This window comes from Paenibacillus hemerocallicola, assembly GCF_006265175.1.
Taxonomy (GTDB): domain Bacteria; phylum Bacillota; class Bacilli; order Paenibacillales; family NBRC-103111; genus Paenibacillus_AB; species Paenibacillus_AB hemerocallicola.
Genome location: NZ_VDCQ01000044.1, coordinates 61,096 through 81,625 on the forward strand (window position 1 = coordinate 61,096; position 20,530 = coordinate 81,625).

Annotated in this window: 16 protein-coding genes and 1 pseudogene; 2 read left to right on the forward strand and 15 right to left on the reverse strand. The window is 50.9% G+C overall.

Features of this window, described 5'->3' with window-relative positions:
- Positions 1-12: 12 nt before the first annotated feature.
- The 11 genes from FE784_RS26010 to FE784_RS26050 form a co-directional block, all read right to left on the reverse strand.
- Positions 13-5,112, reverse strand: a complete 5,100-nt coding sequence (locus FE784_RS26010; RefSeq protein WP_176706520.1) for an FG-GAP-like repeat-containing protein — start codon at positions 5,110-5,112, stop codon at positions 13-15.
- 73 nt (positions 5,113-5,185) lie between these two features.
- Entirely contained in the window at positions 5,186-6,511 is a 1,326-nt protein-coding gene (locus FE784_RS26015) for an ABC transporter substrate-binding protein (RefSeq protein WP_139605183.1), read from the reverse strand.
- 26 nt (positions 6,512-6,537) lie between these two features.
- Positions 6,538-8,097, reverse strand: a complete 1,560-nt coding sequence (locus FE784_RS26020; RefSeq protein ID WP_139605184.1) for an extracellular solute-binding protein — start codon at positions 8,095-8,097, stop codon at positions 6,538-6,540.
- A 67-nt stretch (positions 8,098-8,164) separates the two neighbouring features.
- A complete protein-coding gene (locus FE784_RS42475; protein ID WP_281287161.1) occupies positions 8,165-8,299 on the reverse strand; it encodes a hypothetical protein in 135 nt (44 codons plus the stop codon).
- A gap of 90 nt (positions 8,300-8,389) precedes the next feature.
- A complete protein-coding gene (locus FE784_RS26025; RefSeq protein WP_139605185.1) occupies positions 8,390-8,563 on the reverse strand; it encodes a helix-turn-helix domain-containing protein in 174 nt (57 codons plus the stop codon).
- A 15-nt stretch (positions 8,564-8,578) separates the two neighbouring features.
- Complete coding sequence (locus FE784_RS26030) at positions 8,579-10,609, reverse strand: cache domain-containing protein (RefSeq protein WP_176706521.1); 2,031 nt, start codon at positions 10,607-10,609, stop codon at positions 8,579-8,581.
- 7 nt (positions 10,610-10,616) lie between these two features.
- Entirely contained in the window at positions 10,617-10,784 is a 168-nt protein-coding gene (locus FE784_RS41130) for a hypothetical protein (RefSeq protein ID WP_176706522.1), read from the reverse strand.
- A 382-nt stretch (positions 10,785-11,166) separates the two neighbouring features.
- The gene (locus FE784_RS26035; RefSeq protein WP_139605187.1) at positions 11,167-11,562 is read right to left on the reverse strand and encodes a VOC family protein; all 396 of its coding nucleotides are present in this window, start codon (positions 11,560-11,562) and stop codon (positions 11,167-11,169) included.
- Between the two features lie 157 nt (positions 11,563-11,719).
- Positions 11,720-12,403 carry a hypothetical protein gene (locus FE784_RS26040; RefSeq protein ID WP_139605188.1) on the reverse strand — a complete coding sequence of 228 codons (684 nt, stop codon included), beginning with the start codon at positions 12,401-12,403 and terminating at the stop codon, positions 11,720-11,722.
- 521 nt (positions 12,404-12,924) lie between these two features.
- Positions 12,925-14,199: a MerR family transcriptional regulator gene (locus FE784_RS26045; protein WP_139605189.1), complete on the reverse strand. Its 1,275-nt coding sequence runs from the start codon at positions 14,197-14,199 to the stop codon at positions 12,925-12,927.
- A gap of 195 nt (positions 14,200-14,394) precedes the next feature.
- The gene (locus tag FE784_RS26050; protein WP_139605190.1) at positions 14,395-14,739 is read right to left on the reverse strand and encodes a winged helix-turn-helix transcriptional regulator; all 345 of its coding nucleotides are present in this window, start codon (positions 14,737-14,739) and stop codon (positions 14,395-14,397) included.
- 251 nt (positions 14,740-14,990) lie between these two features.
- Here FE784_RS26050 and FE784_RS26055 point away from each other — a divergent pair, with 251 nt between their 5' ends.
- Positions 14,991-15,530, forward strand: a complete 540-nt coding sequence (locus FE784_RS26055; protein WP_139605191.1) for an NAD(P)H-dependent oxidoreductase — start codon at positions 14,991-14,993, stop codon at positions 15,528-15,530.
- 433 nt (positions 15,531-15,963) lie between these two features.
- Here FE784_RS26055 and FE784_RS42055 read toward each other — a convergent pair whose 3' ends face one another.
- Complete coding sequence (locus tag FE784_RS42055; protein ID WP_246132179.1) at positions 15,964-16,194, reverse strand: hypothetical protein; 231 nt, start codon at positions 16,192-16,194, stop codon at positions 15,964-15,966.
- On the opposite strand from FE784_RS42055, the pseudogene FE784_RS42950 reads away from it, so the two are divergent.
- A pseudogene (locus FE784_RS42950) lies at positions 16,186-16,356 on the forward strand (IS4 family transposase); the annotation flags it as partial. The gene FE784_RS42055 and the pseudogene FE784_RS42950 sit on opposite strands and share 9 nt — an antisense overlap.
- A 352-nt stretch (positions 16,357-16,708) precedes the next feature.
- On the opposite strand, the gene FE784_RS26070 reads toward FE784_RS42950, so the two are convergent.
- From FE784_RS26070 to FE784_RS26080, 3 genes are all read right to left on the reverse strand, one after another.
- Positions 16,709-17,455, reverse strand: coding sequence for an RraA family protein (locus tag FE784_RS26070; RefSeq protein WP_139605192.1), 747 nt, complete (start codon positions 17,453-17,455; stop codon positions 16,709-16,711).
- A 147-nt stretch (positions 17,456-17,602) separates the two neighbouring features.
- Positions 17,603-18,877 (reverse strand): sialidase family protein, encoded by a 1,275-nt coding sequence (locus tag FE784_RS26075; RefSeq protein ID WP_139605193.1) that lies wholly within the window; start codon positions 18,875-18,877, stop codon positions 17,603-17,605.
- Between the two features lie 68 nt (positions 18,878-18,945).
- A partial coding sequence (locus FE784_RS26080) for an FIMAH domain-containing protein (protein WP_176706523.1) occupies positions 18,946-20,530 on the reverse strand: 1,585 nt, incomplete at its 5' end.

Genomic DNA, 20,530 nt, shown 5'->3' on the forward strand with positions numbered 1-20,530 from the left:
GGAGCTCCCCCATTATCGTACTCCGTATCTTGATTCATTTATAGTCATTATAAGTTTTACCCGGTATGCCGGTCCGGTCTGAAGCCCTGTCGTGTTCCCATTACGATCGGCGACAACCGCGCTAACAACAACGACGGAGCTTATTGGCGATTGCCATGGTACTTTTGGCTGAAAGTGCAGCGTGAACAAACCCGCCGTTCCGGTGACAGCATTCACTCCCGTATAGTTAATAAGAATTCGGTTGTCCTCATACGTGGACCCGGTAACGGTGGAAGAGCTCAGCATGGGCGTCACACCGACATATTGAAGCTGTGCAGGGCTATACTCGATCGCGATCTGTCCGCCGTACACGCTGGAAGTGACGTTTCTCAAGGCGTACAGGACATCCAGTGTCTGACCCGTCGATACGGTCGGCGTTCCCTGCAATCGGGTGCTGCTAGCTGCATGATAGCCTTGGTCGATCTCACGCGGATGAAGTCCCAGCTCATACTCGTACTCGTTGTTCAATCCATCGCCGTCGGGATCAGCCGAAGGTCCGCTTACGCTGGCATCACTCTGCTGCGCCGGGGTGAAGTAGATATGGCGCCAATCGTCATAAGTGCCCTGGAAGGGAGGCAGCTGAGAAGCGGGCAGCACGACCGGAGGAGTCCCCGTCTTCACAATCGGATAATCCGCCTTCACATATTCCGAATAAGCATAAGGCTTAACCTCTTGATTGTACTTATAGTTTTGCGCCTCCTGATAGCTTACCCAAGGACGCTGGGTCCACCTGCTCTCATAGGTGGTGACATCGGACGTATGGACGCTGCCCCCCAGACGGAGATTGGAGATCCCGTTATCCCATACCTGGACGTTCGTCAAGGAGGTCGTTCCCATCTGAGCCGCCAGTCCATAGCTCATATTGTTATAGCTCTTCACATTCGTAGCGGTAAAGGAAACCGTTGCGCGCGATTGATTATAGATCCCGTTATCATTGCCCCAGAAGCTTCCGCCGTTGATCGTACTGCTCGTGCTGTCATGGGAAGAGAAGCCTTCGTCGAAGTTATTGAACGCCTCGATATTCTCGAACAGCAGCCCCGTTCCGGTGCCATGAATATTAATGCCGTCATTTTGCGCACCGGTAATCCGCAGATTCCGATAAGTCTGATACGAGTCCGGCGTAACGATCTCCAAGCCGTTCTCAAGTGTCGAAATTTCCCATCCGGTCGTAGGAGAAGCTTTGCTTTCGTTCAAAATCAGCTTGCTGCCATCCGGCGAAAGAGCGGCATAATCGCTTGTGAATACGCCTGCATTCTGACCGTAAACTTGATCCAGCAGCAGACGCTGGCCGTTGTAGGCGACCAGATGCCGGAACGTGTTCGAATTTCCGTTGGGTAAGGAGTTCGCAATCGGCGCAGGCAGCATATAGGTCCACTGACCGCCAGACTCCTGTGTGAACTGAAACGGACTGAAGCCGCTGATCAGCTCTCCGTTGCCTTCGAAAAGGATGGGATTGCCCGCCACGCCGGAAGTATGCAGCTTTACGGTTTCGTGATACGGGCCGCTTCCGGGAACCAGCGAGATCGTATCTCCCGGCTTCAGCGCCGGGGTACTGGCGACGGCGGCGGCGATCGATAAGTAAGCTCCGCTGGTCAGTCCGCGCCGGTCTACAAGCAGCACGCGAGGCACCGGAGTGGATGTGCCGGTATTCAATGTGATTTCCACCTTATCGACCCGGGCCGCTTCGGAAGAGTTCGAGGTCCCTTCCAGCTTCACCAGATCTCCCGTCTTCAGAGGAATGGCGGCAGCCAGCCGGCTCGTTCGCGACTTGTCGGACACCGATGCCGAGCCGAAGTCTTGATTCGCCGTCCATGCATCGACAACATTGCCATTGACAAATAAGCGGTAGCTCGCGAGGCCGTCGTTTTCATCGAAATAGTGAACCCGAATATCATACGTCCCGTCCTGCCCGTCGAAGATAGCCGATGCTGTTCCGGTTCCGGACACCTTGATGACCTTGCCTCCGGAAGCCGGCGTCTGCGCTTCGACGGTATAGCCAACCAAAGTCATGTCCTCCGCTTCTGCCACACCTGGGAACAGCTGAGTTGGCGGAACCTGCGTTCCGCTGTATACATTACCGGAGGGCAAGAAGACGACGTTGCTGTAAAAGGTATTTCTGAAATTCAAAGGAATATCGCTCGGCTGAGCAGCCTGACTGCCTTGGATCACAATGTTATCGAATGTGACATTCGTAATCTGATGAGCGGCGTCGAAGCCTTCAAGGGTCGAGGCTTGAACCGCCGTGCCTTTGGCGTAGAAGTCCTTCACCTTTACTTGATCGATCCAGCCGGGACTGGAACTTCCGTCCCTCAGTCGAATGCGGAAGTAAAAGAACCTCTCGTTGTAGTTACCGCCGATGTATTCCGCCCGGTTGTTCACGATATCGATATGATGGATCCGGAAGCCTTCGCCGGCCCACAAGGCGGCGAACCGGTCGGCACGAACGACCTCATTATTCTCGAACCGGATGTCGCCGATGTCGTCCAGTGTCTCATCGCCGATCTTGAAGGCGGCCTTGAGCGACCAAAGCACATTATTGGTGAGCAGCACGCCGGTGACCGGTCTCTTCAAGCCCAAGTAATTCGTTACTTTAGGCGAAATCGCATCGTCGCCGGTATAGATGAAGGATCCGTCGATCGTCACTTGCCGGGAAGCATCGATATCCACACCGTCCGTATTCGTCACCGTAGGCAGCAGCAGGCTCGGATTCGCCGGATCTGGACCGCCCCGGAGGTCGTTAATGATCTTGATGTTCTTCAGCAGCACCTGATCGGCGTACAGCAGATGCAGCGTCCATCTCGCCGAATCCAGGAAATACACATCTTGAATCTGCAGGTCCGTCACAGCGGCTGTCCGAAGCAGCTTGATGTTCTCACTGCCGTTCAGCGTCTTCATCGCCATCCCGTTGCCGTCAATGATGCCTCTTCCGCTTATTCGTACATGATCCGCATTTTGTATGAACAGGAAGGAAGAATCCGAGCCGTTCTGCGCCGGATAATTCGCCGCACTGGAGTCGGGAACGGCCTTGATCCACGCCCCGCTCTGCAAGTGCAAGTGGACATTGCTCTTCAGCTTCAGCTGGGCCGTCATATATTTCCCGTCCGGCACGTACAGGACGCCGCCCGCCCCGTTATTCGAAGCCGACACCGCATCGATCGCCTGCTGGAAGTAGCTCGTCACGGCATTCTCCGGATTGCGTCCGGCAGGCAAATAAGCGGCCAGGCTCGTCACATTCGGCGCCTGAAGGTTCGGTGCGCCCACCTCAGGTCCGTCGGCGAACAGCAGCAGCTTCTCCAAGCCATTGACCGTTATAATCAAGGAACGTGGCTGATCGACCTGGAACGAGAGGCGGTTCCCGCTGGGACTCCCCTGAATCTGGTAGCTCTGCGGACTGATCCCGTAAGAGGCAACCGATTCGCTTGCGGTCACTTCAATCTGAGCCGCCCCTTCGAAGGCGAATCTTGCCAAGCTGACATCTCCGAACTTCTCTACGAACACATTCTCTCCGTTAACCTGGAGCGTATAGGCAGTGCTGGACTCCACTCCCGGCCGGACGGGATAAAGCTGCACCGAGCTCCGGGTCGTGAATTGGAGCTGGTTTTTGTCGGCAATCCCCATATAGCTCTGACCATCCCCATTAAAGAAAGCTCTCGGCTTTATTAAAATATAGTAGCTTGCACTGCTCTCCAGCGCCGCCGTATGCGGAATGGTAAGGACGTTCGTGCCGAACCCTGTAATTGCCTGCGATTGGCCCGAGAGCGACTCGACGAGCGTGTCGTCGCTGCTCTTGCGAATCTCTATCGCGCCTGGTCCCCCTGCTGCGATGATCTGATGAAAGGTCAGTAACACCGGGTCTTCGGGTGAAAAGGACGCGCTGTGATTCGCAGGCACGGACCCGGTAAGTCTTGGAGGCGACCCGCTCTGCTGGTAGAGCGCGGGAGCTCCGCCATGGTTCACATTCACGATGTCCGCATCTCCATCGCCGTCGAAGTCGCCGAAACCCAGGAAGGGTGCGCTGAAATAATTGACATTCGCCGGGAACGACACGCCTGAGAATGGATTCGCCGTCCCCGTCAGTTCCGTGTACGTGCCGTCGCTATTTTGCTTCCAATACTGCACGCCGGTGTTCGAAGCATTCCGGTTCGCGAAATCGATCAGCCCGTCACCGTTGAAATCTCCTGTCACAAACTTGCTTGCTCCGGTTCCCACAGCTAATCCGAAGGCATGCAGCGGATTGATCCCCTCGCCGGTCAGCACTTGGAAGCTGCCTCCGTCATTGCGATACAGCGCCGGAGCACCGCCGTGGTTGCCGTTGAACACGTCCACATCGCCATCGCCGTCGAAGTCGCCTGCTGCAACCAGTGGCACCGTGAAGTGATTCAGGTTGGAAGCGAACGTGACCGCTGCGAACGGATTGCTGGCCCCCGTCAGCTCCGTGAAGGTGCCATTCCCGTTAGTCCTCCAATACTGCAAGCCGGTGGAGGTGTTGTTCCGGTTCACCAGGTCCGTATCGCCGTCCCCGTCGAAGTCTGCGGCAATCGCCTTGAAGCTGCCTCCCCCAAGCGCCGTACCGAAGGCGTGCAGCGGATTGATCCCCGAGCCCTCCAGCACCGTGAAGCTCCCGCCATCATTCCGGTACAGGACGGGTTGACCGTCCTGATTGCTGTTGAACAAGTCCAGATCCCCATCCCCGTCGAAATCGCCCTTCAGCAAATACAGCTCGCTGAAGCTGCCAACCGCTGCCGGGAAGTTCACGCTTGCGAAAGGGTTGCTAGCGCCAGTAAGCTCCGTGAAGGTGCCATCGCCGTTATTCCGCCAATATTGCACCCCGGTGCTGCTCCCGTTGCGAGCCGCCAAGTCCGTATCGCCGTCGCCGTCGAAGTCCCCCTCGATGAACTTATTGCTTCCTGATATGCCTACGGCTGTGCCGAATTCGTGCAGCGGATTCGTCCCTTGTCCCGTGAGCACCGTGGCAGCTGCCGCTTGCGTTCCGGTTAGCGAGGCACCCCAGCCCCCCATGCCTAAAGCCATGGCAAACAATAACCCATACCGGGCTATGTTCTTGTGCTTCAACGTCATCCCTCCTCGAAATGAATGCGCTTACATTCGGGGCTGTCACCAAACACGCCTCGCAGAGGCATCCCTCTTATTTTTCATTCGCCTGCTCCGTGGCGATGTACTTGTTAATTCCTTCTTCCGCGTTGCGCAGGGCGGTATTCAAGTCCACAGCTCCGCCAGCAAAATTCACATACTCGGCCATTAACTTCTTTCTGGATTCCACATAATATTTCGAGAAGTCCATCCCTGCGGCCGGCTTGCTCTTGAAAATCGATTGGAGATCAATGCCCTTCAGATGTGCCATATCCGCACCGAGCTGCTTCTTTATCTCCGGATTTTTGAGCGGCGAGAACTTGCCATATTTCCTGGCGACCTTCAGCTGCACTTCATCGGAGGTCATTACTTCGACGACCTTCATGGCGGCGTCCTTGTTCTTGCTCTGCGGCGTGACCACGATGAAGTGGGCGTCGAGATAGCCGTAAGTGTTCGGCAATTCCTTGTAGCTTGGGTACTGTGCGACGCCCAGATTCAAGCCTTTATCCATCGCATCCTTCGCGCTCTCGAGCATATTGATAGTAGCGTACATGGCGACCGTTTTATTTTTCCAGAATGCATCCGTGTCCCCTGCATCGACCTTCGGCGGCATGTTGTTCGGAATGGATAAGATGTCCTTGCCCAGTTGGAACACCTTGCGCCAAGAATCGTTATTAACATTCGCCTTCTGGTTCTTCGGATCCACCACGTTCGGGGAGAGCGAGGAAGACAAGCGAGAGATGTGCTCATAGGCCAGACCGCGGTACTGGATCCCGTTCTCTATGCGCGATATTTTCTTTCCGAGCTCGATCGCATCATCCCAGGTCATGCCGTCCTTCGGATAGGCTACGCCGAACTTATCGAAGATGTCTTTATTGTAATACAGCGCGTTAAACTGCTGGTTGTACGGAATGCCGTACAGCTCGCCCTTCTCGGATAACGCTTTGACCGCATCGATCGCCACCGGCTCGAATCGGTTTAAATCCAGGTTGTTCTGCTTCACGAGCGGAGCCATGTCTCCGACCAAATGATAATTTTCCAGCGTCTTAATCTCGGCCTGCCAGCCGTTGATTAAATCGGGCGTATCGCCTGCAGCGAGCATACCGGGGACAGTCATACCGCCGGACTGCGAGCGAATGAGCTGAACCGTAATGTACGGGTACTTCTTCTTGAGCGGCTCGACGATATAGTCGTTGAACATCTCGTCATTGGTAAAATTCTGGTACGTATACAGCTTCAACGTCACCGGCTCTTGGCGCGCTTCCTGCTTCGGTGCGGCATCCCCCGCCGCCGGCTGAACCTTTGTCGAGCCCGATCCGCATGCGGCGGTCAGCCCCATCATCATGACCATCGGAATCGCTGCGAACACCCTTTTTTTCATAAAATGAATACCCTCCACGTTTTAAATTAAAAACTGCTCTTATTCTGCTCATACCATGCCTGCACTTGGTTCCATACTACATCCCCACTCAGCCGCTTCCATTCCTTCAGCAGCTCCGCCGCACCCCACTCCGGTGTAAACTCAGCCCCGCCCATAATGACCTTATTATCGATTTCATCCGCCTTCGGATTGAACTCGGCAAGAAACGAGCTTAATTCCGGGAACGAAGGGGCGTAAGGAATATCGCTTCGGAATTTGTTCTTCATGGCCGTTTCCAGCCCCAGCGCCTTCAGCTTGGCATATTCCTGAGACAGGGGATCGCCGGCCGCCATCTTCACCAAATCCTCCGTCTGCGGATTCCACTTGTTCACGATCGGGTACTCGTACGCATACTCCAGCTCTTTCTTGTTCTTCTCTCCATCGAGCGCTTGAATGCCGGTATCCGTCTTCTTGTAGTGAACTCCCTCCGCGCCGAATTTTAACGTGTACCACCCCTTATCGACCATCCAATCGAGGAATTCGACGGCAGTCTTTGGATTCTTCATTGATTTATTAAAGGCAATGAGCATTGAAGCCGGAGCCTCCTGCAGCAAGCCGAACTTCCCGTATTTGGTGGAAACCGATTCGAGGGGGACGGGCCGGGCGCCGGGCACGTTCATCTTCAAATCCCGATATTCGGCATCCATGTGCCATGAGCCCAAATAAATGCCCGCCTTGCCCGTTACCCAGAGCTGACGCTCCCGCCGATAGCTCTTGTCTGTGATGTATTCCTTATCCACCATGCCGCCGTCATACATTTTCTTCGCCATCGCCAGCGTATCGGAATACCTGCTCGTCAGACGCCCTAGCTGCATCTGTCCGTCCTCGACATACCAGGTGTCCTGTCTGGAAGCATACATCGCCGACGGATAGCTCTTGAATTGGGTGTTGAAGGCAAAGCCCAGCGTATCGTTCTTCCCGTTGCCGTCCGGATCCTTCTCCACGAACGCCTTGGCGACGCTCAATAGCTCGGCATCCGTCTTCGGCATCGGCAGGCCAAGCTTGTCGAGCCAGTCCTTGCGAATCCACATTCCTTGATTGGCGATGGAGTCAACCCCGCGTTTTGTTGCAACCGCATACATTTTTCCATCAATGGTCAGATAAGGCTTCAGCTCGGGGTGCTCGCTCAAATATTTCTTATAGGAGGTGCTGTACTTCTCGATGTAAGCATCGATCGGCTGAAGCGCTCCTTGAGAAGCCAGCAGGGCAATATAGTTCCGGTCATACTCCCAGATGAGATCAGGCGCTTCGTTCGCTGCGAAGAGCGTGTTCAGCTTCTGCTGCGCCGTACTGCGCGGAATCGGAACCCACTTGACCTTGATTCCCGAATTGTCGTTAATCCACTTCGTCCATCGGTTCTGCTCATAGGAGCCCTCTTCCGCAGGAACGCGTCCTCGATCAAACATGGAGATACTAAGCTCCCTAGGCAGATCGCCTTGCACTGCATCCGTCAGCTTCCCCTCATTACAAGCGGATAACAGACCCGCCATGCCGAGCGTGATCGCCAGACCGCCCCATACCCTCTTTTTCTCTCTTCGGAACTGCATACCCTAAGCCTCCTGAATGATTAGAAGATACTTTTGCACGAGCCGCCTGAATCTCTCGTTCCTTACCTCACTCAGCAGCGACCACCGGAATGAGCATCAGGTACAAATATTTGTCCCGCTTGATCGATTTCCACAGCCCCGACGGCTTGGCTCGGCTTGATGGATAGGAAGACGCATAAGCCTCCGCCAGCCTCCCGCTCATGAACACCCCTCCTCGACTATCTCTTCGGTGATGTTCTCATCCTACTCCACACGGGCTGCTGTGGAAATGTACACTTCTTCATATGATCGGCTATAGATCGCTTTTCGCCAGGTTACCTTTGTTAAGATCATGGACGTTTGTTCTGCTTCGCTCCAAAATGAGTTGTTCCCGGTATTCTCCCGGGGTAACCCCCGTCACCTTCTTGAAGATTCGAATGAAGCTGTGGGAGTTGGCGTAGCCCACTTGCTCGGCGATCTCGGCCACCTTCGCCCCGCCTTCCTAGAGCAGCTGCTTCGCCTTATTCATCCTCAGCTGAATAAGATGATCGGTGAAGTTATTCTCCGTATACTCCTTGAAAATCTTACTGAGATAAGGGACGCTAAGCTGGAATGTATCCGCTATCAAATTCATGGACAGACCGCTTCGCTGGTAGTTGTTCGCGATGTAGTCAATGATGTGCTCGATCGTCTCATTGCTGCCCCGCTGGCTCCGCTTCTCAGTAATCCGGGTGAGCAGCTCCCGGAAGAAGCGGGTAATATCCTGCTTCACCTCTGCCGCATTCTCCGCCGCTTCGATCTGCTCGTACAGCTTGGCGTCTCCTCCGGTTATCGACGCGGCATCCAGGCCGATATCCGATCCCACCTTCAAGGACCGCAGCACGAGCTGCAGGCAGATCTGCTTGAGCAGCTTCGGCGGGACACTCTCCTGAAGCGCCTGCTGGAACAGCAGCTCCAGCTTCTTGGCTACCCCTCCGTCATCCCCAGCCTTCACGGCATCAAGCGCCGCATCCGCGAGGTCGAACAAGCGGTAAAACTGCTGCTGGCTGTAATCCTCGATATCCTCGATGGAGATCACATGATTCGCACCGAGCAGCATTCGGTATTGCAGCGCGTCAATCGCCTCCCGGTAAGACTTCGACAGCTCGTCCAGCCGCTCGTACTGTCGGCCCACACCAATCGTGACCGTCATCTTGAGCTGCTCCTGCACGAAGGTCTTAATTAGATCCGCAGCCGACAACGCTCTCAGCATATTGGATTGCCGGTCCTCCTGTTCGAAGCTGATCAGGATGACGATCCGGCCATCGACCATCTCCACCGCGGCCCCTCGGCTCTCGGCATTGGTCAATTCCTCGGCTGCATTGCATAAGGCATACGTGTACAACTGCAGATCCTTGGAGGAGATAAGCGACTTCTGGTCAAACTCCGCGGACATGACGATGTAGTGGGACGAATACAGCCGGATATCCAGCCATTCCAGCGAAGGCTCTACATCGCTGAATCGCGTTCTGTAGCCCATCAGGATGTCCGAGATCAGCCTCCACTTCATCGCCGGTATATTTTGCCGGACCTGCCGCTGCATGTGGTCGTGCTCCGTTAGGAAGCTGTCGAACAGGCCCTCGGCCGCTTCCAGATTGATCGCCTTGTCCTTGGTCTTCGCACCTGCAGGCTGGCCGGTCCGGGAATGCAGCTGCTTGTTCACGGAGCTGACGAAGCTGACAATCGGCCGATAGGTGACTTTGTTCACCAGGAAGACGGCCGCAACCGCCAGGGCGAACATTATGAACGCGATCAAGAGCAGCCAGTTGCGGATCGTCAATATTTCGCGGTTCAGCTGCACGTCCGGGATGATGCTGACATATTTCCAGCCGGTATACTTGGATGACGCGTAGAACACCAGACTGGGATTCCCGTCGACGGTCTGTGCGAAGCTGCCCTCCCCGCCGCTGCTCATAATCTTCTTCATTTCTTCCCGGGAGCTAATATTTTGGCCTAGTATGCTTTTATCGCCATGCGCGATGACCTGTCCGTTTCCGTCAATGACGAAGGCTTGCCCCAATTGTCTAAGTCCATCATTCACCGACAAATTGTAAATCATGCTCTCATCGATATTGACAACCAATGCGCCTTTGCGAAACGAAGGGCTGCTGATGGCCGGGTAGGAGCGTACCATCGTCAGCACCTGCTTGCTTACCGGGTGCATGGCCAGCTTGTCCTCCACCGTCCGCAGGCCGAGCCACTTGTAATAGCCTTCGTAGTTATCGAAGCGCTCCCTCCACTCGTTGTCGAAGAAGACGGATTCCGGCGCTGCGGTACTGGGCGTCAAGTACATCCGCTGCCCGTAAGAATATAGATAGGCCGAGTGAATATGCGGATTGGCGTTCATCATAATATCGAGCTTCTTCATCAGATCGCTCTGCTTCTGCAGCTGCTCCAGACTGCTGCTGCCAGCGCCTATGATGTCTGAGAAGCTGCGGAGCTCCGGCTCCTGTAATAAGCTGAGCACATCCTTATCCACTTCATGCAGGATCATCTCTGTCTTATCCATCACCTGATGCAGCAGAAACGGCGTTGGAATTGACCAGCTCCTGCTTCAAGCTGCGAGTCGTATTGAGATAAGAGAGCAGCACGGTGATCGAGATGATGACGAGGAATACGGTGGCGTAGATGAGTCCAGCCGTCTTAGAAATATTGGAACTGCGCAGCATCGAGTTCACCTCAAGGTTCAGAAAATGAGCTTAATCAATAGTATTATAGTCGATTCTGCCTATGGACTGCATACAAATATCGGAGTCCTTGAGGCAAGAACGATTCTCCTAAAAAAGGGGGATCGTTCTCGTTTCTTTACGGTAACGCTCAGTGTCAACAATAATTCAGTCGTGCATTTCGATCGATCATCTCCGGAGCCGATAGCGTCCCGAACGGCTCTTCACCGGGAAACAACATGGTCACTTGTCCCGGCTCCACAAAAAGATCCGGTACCGGGGCGCTGCCCGTTAACGTAAATGAAGCAGCCGACCACAAAGATCGGCTGCTTCTGCGTTTTTATTGAATTACCGTACCCAGTTATTGAACTAGCTTTTATTTTATTTAGACAAAATTTATTTGCCATGAGACTCCGAAGCGGTCATTCAGCCAACCGAACTTTTTACTGAACCCATAATTACCTAATGGCATTAGAACATGTCCACCTTCTTTAAGTTTCCCATAAAGCTCATCAATTTCTTCCTCAGTATGACAAGCAACATAGATCGAGAACGAAGGTGTAAAGGAAAATGCATGTTTGACATTACTGTCGATACACATAAACTCCTGTCCTTTTAATGTGAAAGTAGCTTGGAATACAGTTCCTTCTTTTCCAGCTTCATTAGCGCCATATCGAACAATGCTTGTAATTTCAGAATCCTCAATGATCGATGTATAAAAGTTCATCACTTCTTCTGCCTTGCCATCTTGAAACATTAAGAAAGGTATTACCTTGTCCATTGCATGCTCCTCCTTTAATTCTTCCTTTATATTTCTTAAAGCCTCTGTTACTTCAACGGCAACGGCCAATTTTAGTGTTAGGCTGCCGCAATGTCAGTATTCAACTATCGTTTCCCGTTTGTTGAAAAATATTTGCAACATGTTGCAAGTTGCCAACTTACTTCTCCGTAGCTTCACCGGATGTCACATACGTCTCAAAGTACGCCTCTACCCTTCTCGCCACCTCATCTACAGAATCTGAGCCATCCACTTCGACATAGGGTAATCCACGTGATATGACCTCTTGACGGAGATAATCCCTCAAAAGAGCTTCTCGACCAAAAAAGTTGCTCTGAAATCGTACCGGATCGCTCGATCTAATTCTCAGTTGTGGTTTGTCTCTTTTGGCGGCTGACTCTAGGGCAAACTCCTCGGTCGGCAATAGCCAAATTGCCTGATGGATATCCGAGAGTAGCGGCTGAACCAGTTTTGGAAAGAGTCGAGGGCCCTCCACCAAGATTTTGGGCCACTTGGGCATGGCCTGAAGATCCTCGCAGATCATGGGGAATCGCTCGTCGTTGGTGGTGAGGATATCGCGAAACATGGCCTCGGGTGTGGTGTATACCCAATTGTCGTCGATCGTCTTACCTAACCCTCTGTACATCGCGGGATGTAACGCAGGATCGGCACGAGCGATGAAATGGTTATGCTCATGGAAATCGCAAGGGTAAATTTGCCAGCGATGCCGTTCTGCGAGCATACGCGTAACAGTGCTCTTGCCCGAATCCGAAGCACCGCCTATCCACAGTACATGGGATAAAGAATCCCTAAGCTCCTTAGTAGCTTCATACCCTTCTGACAAGAGCATCATCTCCCTTACCTCTATTCAGGCAAGAGTTTAACATATGCTTTTTGGATAAAACAGTCTGTTTTTTCAGTTGTCACTTTGGTATCATTAACTTAAAGCAAGAGTAGCAATATTGCCCTTGAAAGAGGCTGCTGAGAAAGTCGGCAACCTTTTTTTGCGTTTACTTCGCTATTCTGCCCGTTCGTATCGTTGAGAAAGGCAGCCGATCGCAAACCGGCTGCCGTCATGTAACAATTGAACTCTCGTACCTTTAGTTTAACAAATTGTGTTTTTATCATAATTTAATGACGAAATCATTATAACCCTCTGCAACAGGTTTTCCATCTGACACTTTTAACATTAATTTATTTGGGAGCGCAATAAAACTGACCTGGGTACTCTTTCGACAAACCGGGTAATCACCAGCTTTGTTGCTTAAAACTGTCTTCAAATGTGTTCGGTTAGTTGGCTTTGCGAGAGTAATTGGCCTAAAGCCTTATGCAATGCTAAACGTCTAACAAATGCAATCGGTATTCCTACACTATTACATGCTTCCTGGTTATAAGCGTTTCTACATTCTCATCTGAAGATGATTCCTCTTTCTTGTCGAAACCTGTTAGGATCAAAGTTACTATTATATCGTCATTTACTTCATTATCAATAACAGTTCCGAAAATTAGATTGGTTTTATATCCTATTTTGTTCCTTACAATGTTTAAGACTTGATCAACATCCGGAATTGTCAGATCGTCTGAAGCTGTAATATTCAATAATGCACATGAGGTATCCTCAATGACTTTTTTATGAAGGAATGAATTTGAAAATATTTGTTCCATTACGGCGGCTATTTTGTTCAAACCGGATGCCCTTCCGAAGCTCAGATAAGCCCTGCCCTTCTTCTTAATAAGAGTTTGAATATCACGGATATGGATATGAGTTTTTAAAATAAGTGATGATAAGTATACCACTGAGTCTACAATTATGTCCTCATGGGAATTAGAGGTGCTTTCCGAGAAATCAAACAAAAGATCGACATGATTTATTAATTCTTGAACACGGTGATTGACTCCGTTTCCCATTGGGGAATCGTTTATTATTCCAACAGTATGAATACCTAATTTCTGTGCTTCTTGTGCAATAGTTGAAGCAATACCATTATCGACATGGGTAAGAATAAACAAAAGTTCAGCGTCTTCAATTGCTTTCCTGACTCGGTGAATTTCTTCTTGAATGCCTATTTCATAAGAAGATCCTTGTAATTGAATGGATTTGCTAAACCTGGAGTTTGATAATGGTTCTTCTTCATAGCCGATATGTATGATTTCTAGATTTTTGTCCGCACACTTCAAACCCTCTAATACATTTATATGACATCCTACCCCTATTACCTTGACTAAAGATTTCGTCCGAAGCAGATCATTTATTTCATCTGTCTTTTTCATTGAAACCTCCCGAAGGGCCTCCAACGGATCTCCTTTGAAGTGGGACAATACAGTTTCCAAGACCTCTTGCTTAAGAAGTATCTCCGCTTTGTCTTTTTGAAGTCGCTCAATGTGTTCATCCAACAAATGGATGAATGAATCCGGTTCAATCCCATTAAATACAGTTTTAATCTCTCGGAGAGAAAGTCCCATTTTTTTAAGAATCAGAATGATTCCTAGTTTTCCCTTCTCCAAATCACTGTAAAAACGGTAATTGTTTTCCGATGTTTTACTTGGGACTAATAACCCGATTTCCTCATAGTATCTGATTGCCCTAATTGAAATCCCCATACTCGAGGACATTTCTCCTATACTAATTAACGTGTCCATCCTATTATTCCTCCTCTCTCCTTGAATTGTACTGTCTTCCGCAACGGAAGAGTCAAGGTTTTGATTGTTGAATTCTGCCCGTTAGCTTAATGCCCTCCGCCGGTCTAAAACTTTATTTTCTTTTGACAGCTGCTCACCCGCCTGCGGGTGCAAGCCGGCTTGCTTTGTCGTGACGGCATTTGCACTTCCTTAGGGTCAACCGGTTTCATTCATGTAATCGATATGCTTATAGCCCCAGCCGCACATGTCAGTCAGCACGCCGCTTAACGATTGCCCATGCTCTGACAAACAATATTCGACTTTCGGCGGAATTTCCTGATACACCTTGCGTACGACCAACCCGTCCTGCTCCAGCTCGCGGAGCTGATTCGTCAGCATGCCCTGCGTAACGTTCGGAAGCAGCCGCCGCAGCTCCCCGAACCGTTTGGTTCCCTGATTCAACAAAATGAACAGGATGAGCGGCTTCCATTTGCCTCCGATCACCTGCAGCGTCGTCAAAATTCCTTGCGTCGTATTCGGTTCGTGCGTGCTCCCTCTCATGTCCCCGCTCCCCAGCCTTTCGCCTTTGTCCGTTATTCTTATCTTTACAGTAACAGAGAATGCGGATTTGAAACAGTACTACCAAATTTCGTACTTGGTACGGTTTATGATACCGACTCCGCAGGCCAAGCGGCGTCTAACGTACGCTCGACAGGACTAAGTACGAATAAAATGCGTACTTTTCAACCGCAAGATTCCACACCATAATTGGGGGTGTCAATGACGAACACTGAATTGAGAGGAAGATGAACATGAACATTATGGTGATTGCAGCCCACCCGAGCCTGAAACAATCGCGCGCCAACCGGGCGTTTACGCAAGAGCTTGCCCGCCATGCCGGCGTTTATGTTCGCGATTTGTACCAAATGTACCCCGACTGGCGGATTGATGCGGAGAAGGAGCAGCAATTGTTGCTGGTGCATGACCGGATCGTTTTTCAGTTCCCCTTTTACTGGTACAGCTGCCCTCCGCTTTTGAAAAAGTGGTTTGACGACGTATTCACGTACGGCTGGGCTTTCGGATCGGGCGGAGATCATCTGAAAGGCAAATCATTTATCGTCGCCACGACGGCGGGCGGCTCGGAAAACGGGTACCGTGCGGGTGGAGACAACTGGTTCACGGTTGATGAATTGCTGCGGCCGATCCAAAGTACGATTACCCGCTGCAACGGCATATTTCTCCCTGCATTCGTCACCTATAACGCCGACCGGGGAACGGATGCTTATTTGTCGCAGGAGGCTCGGCGGTATGCAGCATATATTCAATCGGAGTTGGAAGTCCTCGTACACTAAGTCTTAACCAACCGCCTAGAGACGCCGCAACGCGCAACGGAGACCCGCCCGCGAAAAAGGATGAAGCGCTTCGCCACTGCTCCGTCCGCCGAACGTCGAGGTCGCAATGCCGGTAACGAACCATATTCCGGGCGGCGGCAGAGTAAAGGTCTGGCTTCTGCCCGGATTGGGGACGGCTGCTTCCCTTGTGCATTACTGCGATCCTTATGTCCATCGTGCCCGGCAGCCGCCGCGTTGGCGTCTTGGATCCAATCCAACGGATATGTTTCGTCTGCACTTCTCCCGGTCCGGATCTACATAGCAGTCGACAAACACATTGTCCTCTGCAAAGTAGGCGGCCTGACTCCAACTATTATCTTGAATATACTGCTGGATCCATCATTTTATCGCCATCTGATAAAACCGGCCAGAAAATAAATCCCCAACGTCATATTTACTCAGGATGAATGGTGATGAGGTCCCGGTCGCCCTCGATTGTCAGCGACGCACGGCGAAAGACGTCGCGCAGCGTATCGACGTCGTCGACGACTGCGTTTCTAATGGCGAGGTTAGACGAATATATAGGCTTTTTTTCATTCACGGCAGCGTCTCCTTTTAAGGAAAATCCAGCAGCAGCTCGGCCACAGCCATTCTGATCATCGATACCATGCATGCCGCCATTCAAGCCGGCGCTTCTGCATCGTATGTGCTGATAGATAGCTGGTTTACATAGGCTCCGCTGATTCAAGAAGTGATCAGCCGCAGGCTACAGATGATCGACATGGTTAAGAACGATAACAAGCGCTGTCACTTAAATGGCCAGCGATTATGCTTGAAAAAGCTGTATATGAAAGTAGCAAGAGATCATCCGAATTTATGTGATGCGCTGGGAAATTTGTCCAACTGATAAAGAAATTCCGAGAGGCTATTTCAATAATATCCTCTCGGTGTTCGTCGAGGCTTGCAGTACAATTACAAACCCGGTTGACAGTCGTTCCGTTGATAAATGCCTGTATATTCGCCACTGTGGTATCCATCAGTCGAATCCGCGCTTCTTTCAAAAATTCCGGCAGCGCCACCCGGGTTTATCGCTCTGCCTCGCCCGGTGCGGAGCCTTCCGCTTCGTCAAGCGCAGTATGTTTCTATCGTATCCTCCCGCAGCATTTTACCGCGACCCTTTCTGGCTTGCATTAATCCAATCACCACTCGCCAGAAGCGCGGAATTTGTTCCTGACGTTCTCACCAAATTGTTTTCCCGCTTGATTGATTTCTGAAAGCAGTTGCTCTACGCTCAAACCCGTGGCGCTTCTAACTGCAGGAATGACGGTCTGGCACTCGTTTGCATCCATAAAGAGTGTCGCTTCCAGCAATCGCGCCTCATCCTCTTCCGGAATTACGATAAAACCATGCTTGTCGGCATGAACAAGTTGTCCCGGCTTCACTTTGCAACCGAACACTTCTACTTCAACTCCCCATTGTACCGGCGTGCTGTAAGCATGCCCGACACATGTCCTGCGGGCAATCGCCTTAAAACCGGCATTGCACATTTCATCGACATCCCGGATTGCTCCGTCTGTAATTGTTCCGACGCAGCCAAGCGCACGATGAGTGTTGCTGTTTACCTCTCCCCAAAACGATCCTATGACAGATGGTTTATCCAAATCCTGAACAATTACAATTTTCGGACCGGGAATACTGGCAACATATTGGAAATATTCACTTGCGGCGTTAGGATTTGCCTTGCGATGGTTCGGATTGCTTGGCTCAATTACAACCGTAATGGCATAACCGACCATGGTGCCCATATGCGGCATGAAATCCCTTGTCTCTTCCAGATTAAATCCCCGGGTGATGTCACTTCTGGTAATGATTTCCCAACCGTTATAAATCGTAGGCGTGTTCCAACGTTTAAGTTTCAACAACTCGGCGTGTGATAAATTGGTCATGTTCTCCATCCTTTCAAATGTAAATCGCACTACTTCTCCGAACCAAGGGCAATCTCGTTAATAAAGCTCTTTTGGAACAGCAAGAACAGGATGATCAGCGGCAGAGCGGCCGGAAAAGCCCCGGTAACCCGGGGCTTCATCAGGCAATTATTCAACATCGATAAAATATCGATAACAGTCGGCCCACCATGTATATCCTTCCCGTTGACCAAGCTTTGCAAGGTATACCTCGATCATTCCGGTCTCGCGATCCTGTATGATGTTGAAGTTGGATAGCTGAAGCTTATCGGAATCACCCTCTTCCCGCTTATCTATCGTTGTAAGCGTGTCCTTCATCAGCAAACCGCGGTCGTCTACCTGAGCAATGATGAGCGGATGACGGGGGAAGTTGCCATAGGTTGCATGATCGGAAATATTGCCGATCCAGTAGATCTTGTCGTTCTTTATGCTCCTGACAAAAGCGGAAATGGTCGCTGCCGAGTAGAACACCTCCCGATTGTCAAAATGCCACGGCACAGGGTCGGTGAACGTTCTTCCCCCGTCATCGGAATAACAGTACCACTTATGCGCAGGCGTTCCAGGTTCGATGCGCGTGTTCCAATTTTTGTTTTCCCAATTGGACCCGCGGAACACCGCCAAGATCCGGCCCGACGGCAGCATAACGGCGACCGGCTCATCTACCCCTCTGGAAGATTTTAAGTCGCTGATCACGATCGGTCGGGAGAACGTAAGGTCATAATGCCCGCGAGATTCATTGAATATGCCGCGAACAACAATCAGGCCGTTCATGATTTCGGAACAAGAGGGGAAAATCTCAGTTGCGCCAAGGTCGCGAATACGCAAGCAGGCGTGCATGGAAGCGCCAATCGGAAATATAATTTCGCCGTTTTCCAGAACATCGACACCTAAACCCAAATAGGCCCGATTGTTGTTGGTATATGCCGGGTTTCTCCAGTTATCCGGATCAAAATCGGCGCCTTCCTCATACTTGATCAATTCGGTTGTTCGCTCATCGCTTCCCTCTTTTCTTATCGATAGCATGCTGTGGTCGACAAAACTTGCTTCGCCATGTCCCCAAAATCGCTTATAGGCCTTATGATGGCCGTCAAAGAAAACCCTGCGCATGTCAACGGATACAAAATGCCCGAAGTGAGGATTGAATGCCTCTTCCCCATTATAAGTAGCCATTTCGTCTTCGCCTTTCGCCTCAACACTTCTGCTGTATACATCTTGCCATTCCCCCCAGGTTCGCCCGTTATCATCGGAGAATCGCTCGAATGCTGCATTGCTCCAATCCGATTCACCTTGCAAGCTCTTACGTTCCACTCTCCTAAGTCCCGTACTGTCTACATAACGTTGCGATCTCAGATCTGTCGTTTTTTTATCCGGGGATTCGACATATAGCTTTTTTCTCACCTTCATATTTGTACTCATGCTCCTCTCATCTTCGTCAAAGTTCATTCTTGCCTATCATTATCCTTTGGCTAATATCATACCTGCATGGCTTTCAGTGCGAGAATGAATGCATTCGCCTGCTGTCCAAGCTCCTCTGCAGCCGTGGTGGTTATCAGATGCTGAGCTCGAACGGATGGATCATCGATGTAGCTTTTGAAATCCTCCATGTAAGCAACCGCCAGTTGTCCGGCCCCTTGATTCAAGAGCAGTTGTATAATATCCAATCGATACTTCAGATTGACGGCAAAACTGGATTGAATCGCGTTCTCTTCCGCAAAGTTTCCTACGGACAATAGCATCCCATTTACATGAACCGGTTCAATCGTTACCGTGATCGTAGCCGGAAGCGAGTATTCATGACCGTCATATACACGAAACGTTACGGTATCTATGCCAGTCTGGCCCAAATTGGGCAAATAGCTAAACGTCCCATAGGTAACATCCGTCACACTCGCAGTTCCTTTCTGACCGTTCACTACGAGACTATACGTTAATTGATCTCCATCGGCATCCACAGCGTGTAACGTACCCCCGACTGCTGTGTTTACTTGGGTGGTAACCGTCAGGTCACGTGTTAATGGCGTTGAGTTGGCTCCAGGAACAGGTGCTTCCGCTTCAATCAGATTCGTGACCAAATCGGCAGGGTAAGCGAAATGATGCCATTTTTCAATATCGATCTTATCACCGATTTTATCCCTAATGCTTCCGGTCGGGTTGTTAAACAAGTAAATACCATCTGCTCCGGCCTGATAGGCAACGTATGCTCTAAGCCGATATTGCAGTTCGCTCATTGCCGTGCTGGACCGGTTGACAGGAATACCTTGCTTGATCAAATCCTCTTCTGCCTTCGTCAAGTCATGCCCGCTTAATGAATACGTTGTGCCAATATACAGTTGAACATTAGACCCTTCTACAGCCTCCACGAATGGAGCGATATCAAAAAATTCTTCATGACTGAGGGAAGTAGGGACGATCATATCAACCAAATCTTCGGCGATCCAAGCATCAATATCCAACCCGTATTGTTTGTATCCATTGTAAGGGAATCGGACCGTGATCTGTTTCGTCGGCAATGCCAGTCTAAGGTCGCGCAGCATCTGCGTAACCACCTCGGCTTTGTAGTCATCCCAACGTTCCAACCCAGCAACGGTTGTTTCATCTTTCGGCTCAATTCCATACTGTGTCAGATAGGCATTGGTTAGTTCGGATTGATACCCGAAAATATTCGGATACCTGCCAAAGTCGAGATTGATTCCATCCACTCCAGGGAAGGCGGCCGCCTCCAGCAGAACATTTTTTATATACTCGCGGACGGCGAGATTCCCGTAATCAATCCTGAAATTCACGGTCCCATTCTTCAACACCATACGATAGGGAAGCATTTGGTTGGCATAGACGGCGCCGTTCATGAATCCGTTTACTGCAGGATCATAGACAGCGTTCATTCGCAGGGAAGCATTCGTCTTTAAACCCAGTTGGTCAGCTTTCTCGGCTACGATCTGCAACGGTGAACGACCGCTGGCGTTGATCGCAGTAATTTGTTGTCGTGCCAGCTTATCCCCGTCCCTCATCTGACTCTCATAAGCTTCCGACCCGGCAAATGGAATACCTGCATATTGA

Excerpts from the sequence above, each read along its gene's own strand:
- FE784_RS26070 (WP_139605192.1), bottom strand. The coding sequence starts at position 17,455 with ATGACCAATTTATCACACGCCGAGTTGTTGAAACTTAAACGTTGGAAC.
- FE784_RS26020 (WP_139605184.1), bottom strand. The coding sequence starts at position 8,097 with ATGCAGTTCCGAAGAGAGAAAAAGAGGGTATGGGGCGGTCTGGCGATC.
- FE784_RS26015 (WP_139605183.1), bottom strand. The coding sequence starts at position 6,511 with ATGAAAAAAAGGGTGTTCGCAGCGATTCCGATGGTCATGATGATGGGG.
- FE784_RS26055 (WP_139605191.1), top strand. The coding sequence starts at position 14,991 with ATGAACATTATGGTGATTGCAGCCCACCCGAGCCTGAAACAATCGCGC.
- FE784_RS26030 (WP_176706521.1), bottom strand. The coding sequence starts at position 10,609 with ATGATCCTGCATGAAGTGGATAAGGATGTGCTCAGCTTATTACAGGAG.
- FE784_RS26035 (WP_139605187.1), bottom strand. The coding sequence starts at position 11,562 with ATGGACAAGGTAATACCTTTCTTAATGTTTCAAGATGGCAAGGCAGAA.
- FE784_RS26075 (WP_139605193.1), bottom strand. The coding sequence starts at position 18,877 with ATGAAGGTGAGAAAAAAGCTATATGTCGAATCCCCGGATAAAAAAACG.
- FE784_RS26050 (WP_139605190.1), bottom strand. The coding sequence starts at position 14,739 with ATGAGAGGGAGCACGCACGAACCGAATACGACGCAAGGAATTTTGACG.
- FE784_RS41130 (WP_176706522.1), bottom strand. The coding sequence starts at position 10,784 with ATGCTGCGCAGTTCCAATATTTCTAAGACGGCTGGACTCATCTACGCC.
- FE784_RS42475 (WP_281287161.1), bottom strand. The coding sequence starts at position 8,299 with ATGAGCGGGAGGCTGGCGGAGGCTTATGCGTCTTCCTATCCATCAAGC.
- FE784_RS26045 (WP_139605189.1), bottom strand. The coding sequence starts at position 14,199 with ATGGACACGTTAATTAGTATAGGAGAAATGTCCTCGAGTATGGGGATT.